The sequence below is a fragment of the Massilia sp. METH4 genome, assembly GCF_037094685.1.
Classification (GTDB): Bacteria; Pseudomonadota; Gammaproteobacteria; order Burkholderiales; family Burkholderiaceae_D; genus Rugamonas.
Genome location: NZ_CP146614.1, coordinates 4587265 through 4603056 on the forward strand (window position 1 = coordinate 4587265; position 15792 = coordinate 4603056).

Below are 15792 nucleotides of genomic sequence, written 5' to 3' on the forward strand. Positions count from 1 at the left end.
AAGGCTGTGCCGGCCGGAGGGCATCTGTAGTAAGCTGCGCGCTTCAATGAACGGATACCGCCTCCAATAAAAATCCTATGCAGGACCAGACACCTACCTACGAAGAGGTTGCAGCGGCCGCGAGCGGCCTGCACGACAATGGCCAGCCTGTAACGGTCGAGGCAGTGCGCGACGCGCTCGGCGCCGGCTCCCCGAACGTCATCCATAAACACCTGGCCACGTGGCGCACGAACAATGTTCCGCCACCCGAGCCGCCGAAGGCCGATATTCCCGAGCCGCTCGTGGCGGCGCTGGCCGACTGGGCCCGGCAATTTGCCGAACAGTCCGGCGCCGGTAACCGCGACAAGCTGGCGCAGGCCGAGAGCGACCTGGATGCGCTGGCCCGTTCCGGCGAGATGCTCGAGGCCGAGCGGGACGACCTGCAGGCGCGGCTGAACAGTGCGAATGCGCTCGTGGCGGAGCTGAGCGAGCAGATCGAACGGCTGAACGTGGAGTTGCGCGATGCGCGCGAGGTGGCCGCCAATGCGCTGGTGGGCAAGGCGAAGGACCAGCTGGCGATCGACGGCAAGGACCGCCAGCTGGCCGACCTGCGCGCCCAGCTGGAACGTAGCGTGGCCTCGGCCGCCGCCGACTCGGACGCCCGGCTCGCGGCGGAGATGGAATTGGTGGGTGCCGCCACGGCACGCGACAACTATGCGTCCGAGCTGAAAGCCTTGCGTTCCCAGCTCGAGGCATTGAATGCCGACCGTACGGCCTTGCGTGCCGAGGTCGACGGGCTGCGCACGCGGCGCGCCTGATCGTCGCGACAGGGGCTTGCGCACGGGCGTTCCGTTTGCTATAGTTCTGTCCCTCGCAGCAACGTGCCTACACGAAAGTGATCAACGGCAGGTTGATGCGGTGGGAAGAGGGGCTTGACGATTCGCACGAAACACCGCATAATCTCATCTCTCTGCTGCTGACAAACACAACGATTTGTCGACGAGCTCAAGCGGTTCGGCAGCAAGCCTTCAAGGGCAGAATTCTTTAACAATCAACAGTCGATAAGTGTGGGCGTTTGATGATGTGCCCGGGACTTCGGTCCCGAAGCTCAAAATATATAGCATCAAACGTTCACGCAAAATAAACGTAATCAACTTCGGTTGATTCGTCAGTATTTTGAGTGGGCGACCTCCGGCGGCGATGCCGGAAAAACAGAGATTAAACTGAAGAGTTTGATCCTGGCTCAGATTGAACGCTGGCGGCATGCTTTACACATGCAAGTCGAACGGCAGCGCGGGCTTCGGCCTGGCGGCGAGTGGCGAACGGGTGAGTAATATATCGGAACGTGCCCAAGAGTGGGGGATAACGTAGCGAAAGTTACGCTAATACCGCATACGATCCAAGGATGAAAGCAGGGGACCGCAAGGCCTTGTGCTCCTGGAGCGGCCGATATCTGATTAGCTAGTTGGTGAGGTAAAGGCTCACCAAGGCGACGATCAGTAGCTGGTCTGAGAGGACGACCAGCCACACTGGAACTGAGACACGGTCCAGACTCCTACGGGAGGCAGCAGTGGGGAATTTTGGACAATGGGGGCAACCCTGATCCAGCAATGCCGCGTGAGTGAAGAAGGCCTTCGGGTTGTAAAGCTCTTTTGTCAGGGAAGAAAAGGTCGTGGCTAATATCCACGGCTCATGACGGTACCTGAAGAATAAGCACCGGCTAACTACGTGCCAGCAGCCGCGGTAATACGTAGGGTGCAAGCGTTAATCGGAATTACTGGGCGTAAAGCGTGCGCAGGCGGTTTTGTAAGTCTGACGTGAAATCCCCGGGCTTAACCTGGGAATGGCGTTGGAGACTGCAAGGCTGGAATCTGGCAGAGGGGGGTAGAATTCCACGTGTAGCAGTGAAATGCGTAGAGATGTGGAGGAACACCGATGGCGAAGGCAGCCCCCTGGGCTAAGATTGACGCTCATGCACGAAAGCGTGGGGAGCAAACAGGATTAGATACCCTGGTAGTCCACGCCCTAAACGATGTCTACTAGTTGTTGGGTCTTAATTGACTTAGTAACGCAGCTAACGCGTGAAGTAGACCGCCTGGGGAGTACGGTCGCAAGATTAAAACTCAAAGGAATTGACGGGGACCCGCACAAGCGGTGGATGATGTGGATTAATTCGATGCAACGCGAAAAACCTTACCTACCCTTGACATGTCAGGAACCTCCGAGAGATTGGAGGGTGCCCGAAAGGGAGCCTGAACACAGGTGCTGCATGGCTGTCGTCAGCTCGTGTCGTGAGATGTTGGGTTAAGTCCCGCAACGAGCGCAACCCTTGTCATTAGTTGCTACGAAAGGGCACTCTAATGAGACTGCCGGTGACAAACCGGAGGAAGGTGGGGATGACGTCAAGTCCTCATGGCCCTTATGGGTAGGGCTTCACACGTCATACAATGGTACATACAGAGGGCCGCCAACCCGCGAGGGGGAGCTAATCCCAGAAAGTGTATCGTAGTCCGGATTGTAGTCTGCAACTCGACTACATGAAGTTGGAATCGCTAGTAATCGCGGATCAGCATGTCGCGGTGAATACGTTCCCGGGTCTTGTACACACCGCCCGTCACACCATGGGAGCGGGTTTTACCAGAAGTAGGTAGCTTAACCGCAAGGAGGGCGCTTACCACGGTAGGATTCGTGACTGGGGTGAAGTCGTAACAAGGTAGCCGTATCGGAAGGTGCGGCTGGATCACCTCCTTTCTAGAGTAGGCACTGACCGCAAGGTCGTGCATCAAACGCTCACACTTATCGACTGTCGAATGAAGAAGAAACAGTAGCACCGCAAGATCATGCGGGTCTGTAGCTCAGCTGGTTAGAGCACCGTGTTGATAACGCGGGGGTCGTTGGTTCGAGCCCAACCAGACCCACCAAGGTATCTGCATCCCATGGGGGATTAGCTCAGCTGGGAGAGCACCTGCTTTGCAAGCAGGGGGTCGTCGGTTCGATCCCGTCATCCTCCACCAAAAAGCTTAAACGTAAGCGTGACGAGTTCACATTTATGTTTAGTCTTTTAGAGACTTAAGCTGTTTCGTTCTTTAACAATCTGGATGAAGTAAAGTTTTATTAAGCGTGGATCGAAAGATTCACACTTAGGGTAGTGTTCGAAAGAACGCATACAAAACTCATCAGACACAGTAGTAAATGCATTTGAAGCTATAGCCGTCAAGGTTATAGGGACAAGTGACTAAGTGCACATGGCGGATGCCTTGGCGATTACAGGCGATGAAGGACGTAGTAGTCTGCGATAAGCTTCGGGGAGCTGACAAACGAGCTTTGATCCGAAGATTTCCGAATGGGGAAACCCACCCTTTCAGGGTATCACTCACTGAATACATAGGTGTGTGAGGCGAACGCGGCGAACTGAAACATCTAAGTAGCTGCAGGAAAAGAAATCAACCGAGATTCCCAAAGTAGTGGCGAGCGAAATGGGAAGAGCCTGTACGTGATAGTCGGACTGATAGTGGAAGCCTCTGGAAATAGGCGCCATAGCGGGTGATAGCCCCGTACACGAAATCAGACCGGTGGTACTAAGCGTACGACAAGTAGGGCGGGACACGAGAAATCCTGTCTGAATATGGGGGGACCATCCTCCAAGGCTAAATACTCGTAATCGACCGATAGTGAACCAGTACCGTGAGGGAAAGGCGAAAAGAACCCCGGGAGGGGAGTGAAATAGATCCTGAAACCGTGTGCATACAAACAGTCGGAGCGGACTTGTTCCGTGACGGCGTACCTTTTGTATAATGGGTCAGCGACTTACATTCAGTAGCGAGGTTAACCATATAGGGGAGCCGTAGAGAAATCGAGTCCGAACAGGGCGTTAGTTGCTGGGTGTAGACCCGAAACCAAGTGATCTATCCATGGCCAGGTTGAAGGTGCGGTAACACGCACTGGAGGACCGAACCCACTAATGTTGAAAAATTAGGGGATGAGCTGTGGATAGGGGTGAAAGGCTAAACAAACTTGGAAATAGCTGGTTCTCTCCGAAAACTATTTAGGTAGTGCCTCAAGTATCACCACCGGGGGTAGAGCACTGTTATGGCTAGGGGGTCATCGCGACTTACCAAACCATTGCAAACTCCGAATACCGGTGAGTGCGAGCTTGGGAGACAGACGTCGGGTGCTAACGTCCGGCGTCAAGAGGGAAACAACCCAGACCGCCAGCTAAGGTCCCAAAGTATCGCTAAGTGGAAAACGAAGTGGGAAGGCTAAAACAGTCAGGATGTTGGCTTAGAAGCAGCCATCATTTAAAGAAAGCGTAATAGCTCACTGATCGAGTCGTCCTGCGCGGAAGATGTAACGGGGCTAAGCGATACACCGAAGCTGCGGATATTTTTCCTGTGATTTATCACGGGATCGATATGGTAGGAGAGCGTTCTGTAAGCCTGCGAAGGTGGCTTGTAAAGGCTGCTGGAGGTATCAGAAGTGCGAATGCTGACATGAGTAGCGATAATGCGGGTGAAAAGCCCGCACGCCGTAAGCCCAAGGTTTCCTGTTCAACGTTCATCGGAGCAGGGTGAGTCGGCCCCTAAGGCGAGGCAGAGATGCGTAGCTGATGGGAAGCAGGTTAATATTCCTGCACCGTCGTATGATGCGATGGGGGGACGGATCGCGGAAGGTTGTCTGACTGTTGGAATAGTCAGTTTCTGGTTCATAGAAGGTGCTTAGGCAAATCCGGGCACGTAATTCAAGGGACTGGGACGAGGGGTCATTGACCCTGAAGCAATCGGAAGTGGTTCCAAGAAAAGCCTCTAAGCTTCAGTCATACGAGACCGTACCGCAAACCGACACAGGTGGGCGAGATGAGTATTCTAAGGCGCTTGAGAGAACTCGGGAGAAGGAACTCGGCAAATTGGTACCGTAACTTCGGGAAAAGGTACGCCCCGGTAGCTTGACTGCTTTACTGCAGAAGGGTGAAAGGGTTGCAATAAAATGGTGGCTGCGACTGTTTAATAAAAACACAGCACTCTGCAAACACGAAAGTGGACGTATAGGGTGTGACGCCTGCCCGGTGCTGGAAGATTAAATGATGGGGTGCAAGCTCTTGATTGAAGTCCCAGTAAACGGCGGCCGTAACTATAACGGTCCTAAGGTAGCGAAATTCCTTGTCGGGTAAGTTCCGACCTGCACGAATGGCGTAACGATGGCCACACTGTCTCCTCCCGAGACTCAGCGAAGTTGAAGTGTTTGTGATGATGCAATCTACCCGCGGCTAGACGGAAAGACCCCATGAACCTTTACTGTAGCTTTGCATTGGACTTTGAACCAATCTGTGTAGGATAGGTGGGAGGCTTTGAAGCGGGGACGCCAGTTCTCGTGGAGCCAACCTTGAAATACCACCCTGGTTTGTTTGAGGTTCTAACCTTGGTCCGTTATCCGGATCGGGGACAGTGCATGGTAGGCAGTTTGACTGGGGCGGTCTCCTCCTAAAGTGTAACGGAGGAGTTCGAAGGTACGCTAGGTACGGTCGGACATCGTGCTAATAGTGCAATGGCATAAGCGTGCTTAACTGCGAGACCGACAAGTCGAGCAGGTACGAAAGTAGGACATAGTGATCCGGTGGTTCTGTATGGAAGGGCCATCGCTCAACGGATAAAAGGTACTCTGGGGATAACAGGCTGATTCCTCCCAAGAGTTCATATCGACGGGGGAGTTTGGCACCTCGATGTCGGCTCATCACATCCTGGGGCTGTAGCCGGTCCCAAGGGTATGGCTGTTCGCCATTTAAAGTGGTACGTGAGCTGGGTTTAAAACGTCGTGAGACAGTTTGGTCCCTATCTGCCGTGGGCGTTGGAAATTTGAAGGGGGCTGCTCCTAGTACGAGAGGACCGGAGTGGACGAACCTCTGGTGTACCGGTTGTCACGCCAGTGGCATTGCCGGGTAGCTAAGTTCGGAAGAGATAACCGCTGAAAGCATCTAAGCGGGAAACTTGCCTTAAGATGAGATTTCCCGGAGCCTTGAGCTCCTTGAAGGGTCGTTCGAGACCAGGACGTTGATAGGTCAGGTGTGGAAGTGCAGTAATGCATTAAGCTAACTGATACTAATTGCCCGTACGGCTTGTCCCTATAACCTTGACGGTTATATCTGCATTTACTCTGATGAGTACCCTAACTTTACTGAATCCAGATTGAGCAGTAGCGTCGCCCTGTAGCGGGACGATACTGCGTACAAGTCATGCCTGATGACCATAGCAAGTCGGTCCCACCCCTTCCCATCCCGAACAGGACCGTGAAACGACTTTGCGCCGATGATAGTGCTGCAACCAGTGTGAAAGTAGGTTATCGTCAGGCTGTTATTTAGAAAAACCCCTGTCCAGCAAGCTGGCAGGGGTTTTTTGCTATGGTGCGCACGCTCAGCAAAGCGTTGGCGACTGTGGTCACCGTCCCGGGTTTTTGTGCTCCGCCGGGCACTGCCCGGCGTCGCTCCACTCACAGGACCGTGAAATGACTTTGCGCCGATGATAGTGCTGCAACCAGTGTGAAAGTAGGTTATCGTCAGGCTGTTATGCCGAGAAAGCCCGTAGCGTGATCGCTGCGGGCTTTTTCCATTTTCTGCTTCCGTCTCATCCGTGCATACCCTCCGCTTCGAGCTGTCGAATGCGCCGATCGTTCGGCCGGGCACTGCCCGACCTCACTGCTGCAACCAGTGTGAAAGTAGGTTATCGTCAGGCTGTTATTCCGAGAAAAGCCCGTAGCGTGATCGCTGCGGGCTTTTTTCATTGCCTCGCAAGAAACCGGTCGGTCCGCCGCAGCGGTCACACGCTTTTTCCTTCGGAAAAAATGTCTGACACCGATCCGCAGTTGCTGGTGAATTGGTTTTGTTTTGGCCGGCTAAGCTGAGCGGCTGAGGTTGCGCGAGTTCGCATCGGTGCGGAAGAGAATCGGCTGCTCCTGCGCACTGTCCTGCCGCCGCTGTCCCTGCATGACAATGGCCTGCACGCCGGCGTGGTGCACGGACTTTGCACACACCGGATCGGCGTTGTCCGCGTCCCTGGTCAGCGCATACGCCTGGCACCGGCACCCGCCGAAATCCCGCGACTTTTCCGCACAATCTCGGCAAGGCGACTTCATCCAGGCATCACCCCGGTAGCGGTTGAAGGCGCCGCTGGCGTACCAGATGTCCTTCACGCTGTGATCGCGCACATTCGGAAAGGCGATCCCCGGCAGCGAGCGCGCGGCATGGCAGGGCAGGGCGGTGCCGTCCGGCGCGATGCCGAGGAAGACCGAGCCCCAGCCATTCATGCACGCCTTCGGGCGTTCCTCAAAATAGTCGGGTACCACGAACAGGATGCGCACCTTGCTGCCGATGCGCGCGCGGTATTCGTTGACGACTGCTTCGGCGCGCAGCACCTGTTCGCGCGTCGGCATCAATTGCGCCCGGTTGACGAGCCCCCAGCCGTAGTACTGCGTGTTCGCCAGTTCCAGGTACTCGACGCCCATCTCGAGGGCCATGTCGATGATGCGGCCTACATGGTCGAGATTGAAGCGGTGCAGCACCACATTGAGCACCATCGGATAGTCGTACTGCTTGATCAGCCTGGCCACCCGCGCCTTCAGGTCGAAGGTCTTCGTGCTGGACAGGAAATCATTCATCTCCCGCGTCGAATCCTGGAACGACAGCTGGATATGGTCGAGCCCCAGCTCCTTCATGCGCGCCAGGCGCGTTTCCGTCAGGCCGATGCCGGAGGTGATCAGGTTCGTGTAGTAGCCGAGCCGGCGGCCTTCGCCGACAAGTATCTCGAGGTCGTCGCGCATCAGCGGCTCGCCGCCGGAAAACCCGAGCTGGGCGGCGCCGAGCTGGCGCGCCTGGCGCATCACGTCGAACCATTCCCCGGTGGAGAGTTCGGGGCGGTCCTTCGCATAGTCGACGGGGTTGTAGCAAAAGGCGCAATGCAGCGGGCAGCGGTAGGTCAGCTCCGCCAGCAGCCACAAAGGCGCAGCGATGGCGGGGCGCGGGACAGGGCCGTCCATGGCGGGCTCAGGCCACCCAGCCGCGTTCGCTGGCGGCACGCAGGAATTCGTCGACGTCCGGCGCCAGGCCGCTGGCATTGAATGCCTGTTCCAGGTCGTCGACGATGGCCGGCACGTCGCGCTGGCCGTCGCAGCGCTTGAGGATCTCGGCGGCGCTCTGGTTCAGCTTCACCATGCCTTCCGGGTACAGCAGCACGTAATTGCCCTGCGCCTCTTCCCACTGCATGCGGAACAGCCGGGAGAGCGCGGGCCTGGTTGGAATCGTCGTCATCGATGCACCTGTCGTCATGGGTAGGCTTTCTCGATCGCGTCGAGCATCGCCCACAGGATATCGAGCTTGAATTGCAGGATGTCGAGGGCACGCTCCTGCGCGGCACGGGTCGTGAAATGGTCGAGCGTCACGCGCAGGCCGTGTTCGACATCGCGTTCGGCCAGCGAGATGCGGCTGCGGAAGTACTGCAGGCCGTCGGGCTCGATCCACTTGTAGTGGGTCGGCCAGTTGGCCAGGCGGTCCTTGTGGATCTGCGGGGCGAACATCTCGGTAAGCGACGAGCACACCGCTTCCTGCCACGGCGCCTGGCGCGCAAAGTTCACATAGGCGTCGACGGCGAAGCGCACGCCGGGCACCACGTGGCGCTGCGACCACAAGTCCCCGGCATCGATGCCGGCCGCCGCTCCAAGCCTCACCCACGCTTCGATGCCGCCCTCGTTGCCGTCCCAGCCGTCATGGTCGAGGATGCGCCGCACCCACTTGCGCCGTGTTTCGCGGTCGGGGCAGTTGGCGATGATGGCGCCATCCTTCCTGGGAATGTTCACCTGGTAGTAGAACCGGTTGGCGATCCAGCCGCGCACCTGGTCCTCGCGCAGGAGCCCGTCGTTCATCTTCACGTTGAACGGATGATGGATGTGGTAGCCGGCGCCGCGCGCGCGCAACTGCGCTTCGAACTCCGTGCGGCTCCATGCCGGTGCGCTCGTCATAAGTCGATCTCCATGCCGTCGAAGGCGACTTCGATGCCGTGGCGCGCCAGTTGCGCGCGTTCCGGAGAGTCGTCGTCGAGGATAGGGTTGGTGTTGTTGATATGGATGAGGATCTTGCGACGCGCCTTCTCGCGCGTGCCCAGCCCGTCCAGCGTGGCGATCATGCCGCCTTCGCCGGACTGGGGCAGGTGGCCCATGTCGGCCGCGCTCTTTTTCGAAAAGCCGGCGACGATCATCTCGTCGGCGCTCCAGAACGTGCCGTCGACCAGCAGGCAATCGGCATGACGCATCGCCGCTTCGACCTGGGGCTCGATCATGCCAAGCCCGGGGGCGTAGAACACCGACTTGCCGCTGCCGATGTCCTCGATGAGAACGCCGATATTGTCGCCGGCGCAGGGGTACATGCGGTGGCGTGAATAAGGCGGGGCCTTGCTCGACAGGGCCACCGGCGTCAGGCGGATGTCGCCGATGCCGGGCGCCTGCATGGCCCGCATGCCGGGACCGTCGCCGATGAGCTGCAGCTCGTGCCAGTCGACACCGCAGTAGTGCGACAACACGCGCGCCAGCGGCAGGCTGGTATTGAGGTCGTTCCATACCGATGTGGTGCAGTAGAGCGGGAGTCGCCTGCCTTCGCGCAGCATCAGCAGCCCGGTCACGTGGTCGACCTGCGCATCCATCAGCATCACGGCGGCGATGCCGGAATCGCGGCTCGCCCGCGCAGGCTGCAGGGCAGCGGTGGCGCGCACCTGGGCCAGGATGTCCGGCGAAGCGTTGATCAGCAGCCAGTCGGTGCCGTTGCCCGAGACGGCGATCGAGGATTGCGTGCGGGGCGTCGCGGCAAGAGTGCCGGCGCGCAGGCCGGCACAGTTGCGGCAGTTGCAGTTCCATTGGGGGAAGCCGCCGCCGGCCGCCGAACCCAGTACGATGATTTTCATTGGCCTTGTCCGGAAAATGGCAGCCATGGCCGCGCTGGCGGCGCATGGCTGCCGGTGGCGTTACCGGTTGGCGATATACATCGTGATCTCGAAGCCGAAACGCGAATCGATGAAGGCGGGTTTGCTCCAGGTCATGCTTGGTCTCCTCGAATGGGTGTGGTGACAGGTTGGCCGCAAAGCGTGCGGACATCCAGGTATAAGCGAGAACCGTGCCGAAGGTGAGAAACGCAGGTTCCGCGCGGAATGGGCCATCCCGGCGGGTGCGGATCGCACCGCCGCGAAGGCGTAATGTTGAGCAATGGAACAGATGACCGTGTCACACCTGTGCCACCGCTGAAACAGTGTGCCACCTTGGGACAGTAGCCGGGGGCGGGCGGGGAGCGGTGAAAGATTTTCACTTCTGGCGTCAATTCATTTCAACCGACCGGGCCGGTTTTCGCGCGGGCCGCCACTTTACACTTCCTGGACATTACAAAAAACCCATCATCTGGAGGAGCACACCATGCAGGTCTGGAACCAAGTGTATGCACCGCTCGGCAGCCTCGGGCTGTCCGCGCTCGCGGCGGCCGTCCCCATCATCTTCTTCTTCCTTGCGCTGGCCGTGCTGCGCATGAAGGGCCACGTGGCCGGCGCCATTACGCTGGGCCTCGCCCTGCTCGTGGCAGTGTTTGCATACGGCATGCCGGTGCCGCAGGCGCTGGCGTCGGCCGGCTACGGCTTCGCCTACGGCCTGTGGCCGATCGCCTGGATCATCATCACCGCCGTGTTCCTGTACAAGGTCGTGGAGCGCACGGGCCAGCTGGCGATCATCCGTGCGTCGATCCTGTCGATCACCGATGACCAGCGCCTGCAGATGCTGCTGATCGGCTTTTCGTTCGGCGCCTTCCTGGAAGGCGCGGCCGGCTTCGGCGCCCCGGTGGCCATCACCGCCGCGCTGCTGGTCGGGCTGGGCTTCAACCCGCTGTACGCGGCGGGCATGTGCCTGATCGCGAACACGGCACCGGTGGCATTCGGCGCGATGGGCATTCCCATCATCGTCGCGGGCCAGGTGACGGGGCTCGACGCGATGAACATCGGCGCCATGGCCGGCCGCCAGCTGCCGCTGCTGTCGCTGATCGTGCCGTTCTGGCTCGTGTTCATGATGGATGGCATGCGCGGCGTGAAGGAAGTGTGGCCCGGCGCCCTCGTGGCCGGCGGCAGCTTCGCGGTGACGCAGTACTTCACGTCGAACTTCATCGGCCCGGAACTGCCGGACATCACGTCGGCCCTCGTCAGCCTGATCTCGCTGACGCTGCTGCTGAAAGTATGGCAGCCCGCGACCGCCAAGAACGCGGCACGCGGCGTGACGGCGATGGGCGGGGCGGCGGCCGTGGGCGGTGCCGCGGCGATGGCCGGTTTCGGCGGCGGCATCGAGGGCAGCGCCATCGGCAAGGGTGGTGGCCGCGAACGGTCGCCGTACACGGCGGCGCAGACGGTGAAGGCCTGGGCGCCGTTCGGCATCCTGACCGCCATCGTTACCGTATGGAGCCTGCCGTTCTTCAAGGCGCTGTTCACCACGGGTCCGATGGCCTGGTCGGTGCTCAAGGTGCACGTGCCCTACCTCGACCAGATGGTGATGAAGACGGCGCCGATCGTGACGGAACCGAAGGCGTATGAAGCCGTGTACAAGCTCGACCTTCTCTCGGCCGTGGGCACGCCGATCCTGATCACTGGCATCATCTCGATGATCCTGCTCGGCATGAAGCCCTCCGACGGCCTGCGTGCCTTCCGCGACACGCTGGTCGAGCTGCGCCGCCCCGTGCTGTCGATCGGCCTGGTGCTGGCATTCGCCTTCGTCGCCAATTATTCGGGCATGTCGTCCACGCTGGCCCTCGTGCTGGCCGGCACCGGCGTGGCGTTCCCGTTCTTCTCGCCGTTTCTCGGCTGGCTGGGCGTGTTCCTGACCGGTTCCGATACCTCGTCCAATGCGCTGTTCTGCTCGCTGCAGAGCACCACCGCGCACCAGATCGGCGTGTCGGACACGCTGATGGTCGCCGCCAACACCACCGGCGGCGTGACCGGCAAGATGATCTCGCCCCAATCGATCGCCGTGGCGTGCGCCGCCACGGGCCTGGTGGGTCGGGAATCGGAGCTGTTCCGCTTCACGCTCAAGCATAGCCTCTTATTCGCGGTCATCGTGGGCATCATGACGGTGCTGCAAGCGTACGTGTTCACGGGGATGATTCCACATTAGAATGGCCTGTCCGCTGTCACAACGCCCGTGCCCCCAAGGACGGGCGTTTCGGCATTTCTACCCTTGATCCGAGCGCCATGCCAAAACGCTTTCCCCCAGTCCACGCGCTCGTCGCCTTCGAGGCGGCGGCCCGTTCCGGTTCCTTTGCCGTGGCGGCCAACGAGCTGTGCATCACCCCTTCGGCCCTGTCGCACCGCATCCGCCTGCTCGAGGAATTCGTCGGCGACCGCCTGTTCATCCGCGACGGCCGCGCGCCGACGCTGACGCCGTTCGGCCGCAGCTATCTCGACGTGGTCGCCTCGGCCCTGCAGACCCTGACGGACTTCCCGATGCCCGGCCATACGTCGCCGGCGCAGCCGCGCATCAAGCTCACCATCACGCCCACGTTCGCGCGCTACCTGCTGCTGCCCCGGCTGCCCAGCTTCACGAAGGCGCATCCCGATATCGTGCTCGACATGTTCCTGTCCGTGCCGCTGTACGACCTCAGTCTTTCCGAGTCCGACCTTGAAGTGCGCTTTGGCGTCGGCAAGTACCCCGACCTGGAGACGGTCAAGCTGATGGAAGAGCCGGCGTTTCCGGTCGCCAGCCCGGCCTACCTGGAAAGCCTGGGCGGGCTGGCCACGCCGGCCGACCTGTCGCGGGCAACCCTGCTGCGTTCCGCGCTCGAGCCCTGGAAATCGTGGTTCGAGGTGGCAGGCCTCGACTGGCCGGAGCCGACCACGGGCGTGCGTATCGACGACCTGGGCCTGCTGCTGGAAGCCGTGCGCCTCGGCCAGGGCGTGGGCCTGACGCGCCAGCACTTCGCGCAGGAGATGATCGAAAAGGGCGAGGTGATCGAGCTGTTCGATATCCGCCTGGCGTCACCGCCGCACGCCTATTACGTGGTGTACGAGCAGGGCACCCGGCTGCGGCCCGAGGTGCAGCTGTTCGTCGACTGGATGCTGGCCGAGTTCGCCGATTCGTGAAAATATTCGCAAGCTGCCGTTAATTCTTTTCAACGCCGCGCGCGGCGGGCAACCGCTACACTGGTTCGCAGTCAACCAGCACAAAGCGGCCCCCGATGAATGCACCGAATCACGATATCGCCATGATCGCCGCGCGGCAGCGCGCGACGGTCGAGGCATTGCGCAAGGTCCTGCCGGCGCACTGCATCCTGTTCAACGAAGAAGACACGCGGCCCTACGAATGCGACGGCCTGTCCGCCTACCGCCAGCTGCCGATGGCGGTGGCCCTGCCGGAAAACGAGGAGCAGGTCGTCGCCGCGCTGCGGGTGTGCCGCGCGCTGGGCGTGCCGATCGTGCCGCGCGGCGCCGGCACCGGCCTGTCGGGCGGCGCCATGCCGATCGCCGACGGCATCGTGCTCTCCACGGCGAAACTGAACCGCATCGTCGCCATCGACGCGACCGCCCGCACGGCAACCGTGCAGCCCGGCGTGCGCAACCTTGCCATCTCGGAAGCGGCTGCCGGGCACGCGCTGTACTACGCGCCCGATCCCTCGTCGCAGATCGCCTGCACGATTGGCGGCAACATCGCCGAGAACAGCGGCGGCGTGCACTGCCTGAAGTACGGCCTCACGCTGCACAACGTGTTGCGCGTGCGCATGGTCACCGCCGATGGCGAGATCGTGGAACTGGGCGGCTGCGCGCCCGGTGCGCCGGGGCTCGACCTGCTCGCGGTGTTCATCGGTTCCGAAGGCATGCTGGGCGTAGTGACGGAGGCCACCGTCAAGCTGGTGCCGAAGCCGGCCCAGGCGCGCGTCATCATGGCGTCGTTCGACGACGTGGTGCGGGGTGCCGACGCGGTCGCTTCCGTGATCTCGGCGGGCATCATCCCGGCCGGGCTGGAGATGATGGACCGCACCAGCGCGCGCATGGTCGAGCCCTTCGTGCACGCCGGCTACGACACCGAAGCCGCGGCGATCCTGCTGTGCGAATCGGACGGCCTGCCGGAAGAGGTGGAGGAAGAGATCGCCCGCATGAGCGCCGTGCTGTCCGGCTCCGGCGCCACCGCCATCGCGGTCTCGCGCGACGAGGCGGAGCGCCTGCGCTTCTGGTCGGGCCGCAAGAATGCCTTCCCGGCCGCCGGCCGCATCTCGCCGGATTACTACTGCATGGATGGCACGATCCCGCGCCGCAGGCTGGCCGAAGTGCTGACGGGCATCGACGCGCTGGCGATCGAGTACGGCCTGCGCTGCGCCAACGTGTTCCATGCCGGCGACGGCAACCTGCACCCCTTGATCCTGTTCGATGCGAACCAGCCGGGCGAGTTCGAGCGTGCCGAACGCTTCGGCGAAGCGATCCTTGCCCTGTGCGTGGCCGCAGGCGGCACGATCACGGGCGAGCATGGCGTGGGCATCGAGAAGCTCGATTCGATGTGCGAACAGTTCACGGTGGCGGAGATCGCCGCGTTCATCGCCGTCAAGCGCGCCTTCGATCCGGCCCAGCTGCTCAACCCGAACAAGGCCATACCCACGCTGGACCGCTGCGCGCAATACGGCAAGCGCAAGGTCGAGGCGGGCGTGTTCAAGTTCGCGCAACCGCGCTTCGCACCATACGCCGGGGAGACCGCAAATGGATGAGACGATCGAACAGTTTCGCGAATGCGTGCTGCGCGCCAGCCGCGACAAGACGCCGCTGCGCGTGCGCGGCGGCGGCAGCAAGGACTGGTATGGCCGCGAACTCGCCGGCACCGTGCTGGAGACGGGCCGCCACCGCGGCATCGTCAGCCATGAACCGACGGAGCTGGTGATCACGGCGCGCTGCGGCACGCCATTGCGCGAGGTCGAGGCGGCCCTTGCCGCGCAGGGGCAGATGCTGGCCTTCGAACCGCCGCATTTCGGCGACAGCGCCACCATCGGCGGCGTCGTCGCGGGCGGCCTGGCCGGGCCGCGGCGCCAGGCCGCCGGCGCGGTGCGCGACTTCGTGCTGGGCGCCAACCTGATGAACGGCCGCGGCGAGGTGCTGCGCTTCGGCGGCCAGGTGATGAAGAACGTGGCCGGCTACGACGTGTCGCGCCTCTTGGCCGGATCGCTCGGCATGCTGGGGCTGATCACGGAAGTGTCGCTGAAGGTCTTGCCGCGGCCCGCCGCGGAGCGGACGCTGCGGCTGGCGCTGGACCAGGAAGCGGCGCTGCGCCGCCTGAACGAGTGGGCGGGGCAGCCGATACCGGTGTCCGCCAGCGCGTGGCATGACGGCATGCTGACCGTGCGGCTGTCCGGCGCCGAAGCGGGTGTCGCGGCCGCCGCGCGCCGCATCGGCGGCGAGCCAGTGCCCGACGCCGACTCTTTCTGGCACGACCTGCGCGAACAGCGCCACCCGTTCTTCGCCGGCGATGCGGCCGCGCCGCTGTGGCGCCTCGCCGTGCCGACCACGGCGCCGGCGCTGGAACAAGCCGGCCCCCAGCTGGTGGAGTGGGGCGGCGGGCAGCGCTGGCTGCGCTCGGCCGAGGCACCCGAAGCCATCCGCGCGCTGGCCGCCCGCCACGGCGGCCATGCCACGCTGTACCGCGGCGGTGGACCCGGCGATCGGCGCGGCGAGGTGTTCCACCCGCTGGCGCCGGCCATCCACGCCATCCACCGCAACCTGAAACAAGCATTCGATCCGGCCGGGATCTTCAATCCCGGCCGCATGTACGGAGACCTTTGAC

At 61.5% G+C, this 15792-nt stretch carries 10 protein-coding genes, 2 tRNA genes and 3 rRNA genes; 11 read left to right on the top strand and 4 right to left on the bottom strand.

Going from position 1 to position 15792, the window contains the following annotated elements:
* The first annotated feature begins 77 nt into the window (after positions 1–77).
* From V6Z91_RS20200 to V6Z91_RS20230, 7 genes are all read left to right on the top strand, one after another.
* A complete protein-coding gene (locus tag V6Z91_RS20200; protein ID WP_338760285.1) occupies positions 78–797 on the top strand; it encodes a DNA-binding protein in 720 nt (239 codons plus the stop codon).
* A gap of 402 nt (positions 798–1199) precedes the next feature.
* Positions 1200–2730, top strand: a 16S ribosomal RNA gene (locus V6Z91_RS20205).
* Positions 2731–2823: 93 nt separating this feature from the next.
* Positions 2824–2900, top strand: a tRNA-Ile gene (locus V6Z91_RS20210).
* 17 nt (positions 2901–2917) lie between these two features.
* A tRNA-Ala gene (locus V6Z91_RS20215) sits at positions 2918–2993 on the top strand.
* Positions 2994–3204: 211 nt separating this feature from the next.
* Positions 3205–6096, top strand: a 23S ribosomal RNA gene (locus tag V6Z91_RS20220).
* A gap of 112 nt (positions 6097–6208) precedes the next feature.
* Positions 6209–6321, top strand: a 5S ribosomal RNA gene (rrf, locus tag V6Z91_RS20225).
* Together the 16S, 23S and 5S rRNA genes with 2 tRNA genes alongside form the textbook arrangement of a ribosomal RNA operon.
* A 306-nt stretch (positions 6322–6627) precedes the next feature.
* The gene (locus V6Z91_RS20230; protein WP_338760289.1) at positions 6628–6870 is read left to right on the top strand and encodes a hypothetical protein; all 243 of its coding nucleotides are present in this window, start codon (positions 6628–6630) and stop codon (positions 6868–6870) included.
* Here V6Z91_RS20230 and pqqE read toward each other — a convergent pair.
* From pqqE to pqqB, 4 genes are read right to left on the bottom strand one after another with little or no spacing between them, the layout of a single operon-like run.
* Positions 6862–8001, bottom strand: a complete 1140-nt coding sequence (pqqE, locus tag V6Z91_RS20235; RefSeq protein ID WP_338760292.1) for a pyrroloquinoline quinone biosynthesis protein PqqE — start codon at positions 7999–8001, stop codon at positions 6862–6864. The genes V6Z91_RS20230 and pqqE overlap by 9 nt on opposite strands.
* A gap of 7 nt (positions 8002–8008) precedes the next feature.
* The gene (gene pqqD, locus V6Z91_RS20240; protein ID WP_338760295.1) at positions 8009–8272 is read right to left on the bottom strand and encodes a pyrroloquinoline quinone biosynthesis peptide chaperone PqqD; all 264 of its coding nucleotides are present in this window, start codon (positions 8270–8272) and stop codon (positions 8009–8011) included.
* Positions 8273–8286: 14 nt separating this feature from the next.
* The gene (gene pqqC, locus V6Z91_RS20245; protein ID WP_338760298.1) at positions 8287–8979 is read right to left on the bottom strand and encodes a pyrroloquinoline-quinone synthase PqqC; all 693 of its coding nucleotides are present in this window, start codon (positions 8977–8979) and stop codon (positions 8287–8289) included.
* Complete coding sequence (gene pqqB / locus V6Z91_RS20250) at positions 8976–9914, bottom strand: pyrroloquinoline quinone biosynthesis protein PqqB (RefSeq protein ID WP_338760300.1); 939 nt, start codon at positions 9912–9914, stop codon at positions 8976–8978. The genes pqqC and pqqB overlap by 4 nt, the downstream gene beginning before the upstream one ends.
* 502 nt (positions 9915–10416) lie before the next feature.
* Here pqqB and V6Z91_RS20255 point away from each other — a divergent pair.
* From V6Z91_RS20255 to glcE, 4 genes are all read left to right on the top strand, one after another.
* Entirely contained in the window at positions 10417–12147 is a 1731-nt protein-coding gene (locus V6Z91_RS20255; RefSeq protein WP_338760303.1) for a lactate permease LctP family transporter, read from the top strand.
* 77 nt (positions 12148–12224) lie between these two features.
* Positions 12225–13112: a LysR substrate-binding domain-containing protein gene (locus V6Z91_RS20260; RefSeq protein ID WP_338760305.1), complete on the top strand. Its 888-nt coding sequence runs from the start codon at positions 12225–12227 to the stop codon at positions 13110–13112.
* 95 nt (positions 13113–13207) lie between these two features.
* A complete protein-coding gene (locus tag V6Z91_RS20265; protein ID WP_338760307.1) occupies positions 13208–14725 on the top strand; it encodes an FAD-linked oxidase C-terminal domain-containing protein in 1518 nt (505 codons plus the stop codon).
* The gene (glcE, locus tag V6Z91_RS20270; protein ID WP_338760310.1) at positions 14718–15791 is read left to right on the top strand and encodes a glycolate oxidase subunit GlcE; all 1074 of its coding nucleotides are present in this window, start codon (positions 14718–14720) and stop codon (positions 15789–15791) included. The genes V6Z91_RS20265 and glcE overlap by 8 nt, the downstream gene beginning before the upstream one ends.
* Position 15792: the final 1 nt, after the last annotated feature.

Bases quoted from the DNA above. Each gene is read 5' to 3' on its own strand.
- V6Z91_RS20255 (WP_338760303.1), top strand. From the start codon at position 10,417: ATGCAGGTCTGGAACCAAGTGTATGCACCGCTCGGCAGCCTCGGGCTG.
- V6Z91_RS20260 (WP_338760305.1), top strand. From the start codon at position 12,225: ATGCCAAAACGCTTTCCCCCAGTCCACGCGCTCGTCGCCTTCGAGGCG.
- V6Z91_RS20265 (WP_338760307.1), top strand. From the start codon at position 13,208: ATGAATGCACCGAATCACGATATCGCCATGATCGCCGCGCGGCAGCGC.
- pqqD (WP_338760295.1), bottom strand. From the start codon at position 8,272: ATGACGACGATTCCAACCAGGCCCGCGCTCTCCCGGCTGTTCCGCATG.
- V6Z91_RS20200 (WP_338760285.1), top strand. From the start codon at position 78: ATGCAGGACCAGACACCTACCTACGAAGAGGTTGCAGCGGCCGCGAGC.
- glcE (WP_338760310.1), top strand. From the start codon at position 14,718: ATGGATGAGACGATCGAACAGTTTCGCGAATGCGTGCTGCGCGCCAGC.
- V6Z91_RS20230 (WP_338760289.1), top strand. From the start codon at position 6,628: ATGCGCCGATCGTTCGGCCGGGCACTGCCCGACCTCACTGCTGCAACC.
- pqqE (WP_338760292.1), bottom strand. From the start codon at position 8,001: ATGGACGGCCCTGTCCCGCGCCCCGCCATCGCTGCGCCTTTGTGGCTG.
- pqqC (WP_338760298.1), bottom strand. From the start codon at position 8,979: ATGACGAGCGCACCGGCATGGAGCCGCACGGAGTTCGAAGCGCAGTTG.
- pqqB (WP_338760300.1), bottom strand. From the start codon at position 9,914: ATGAAAATCATCGTACTGGGTTCGGCGGCCGGCGGCGGCTTCCCCCAA.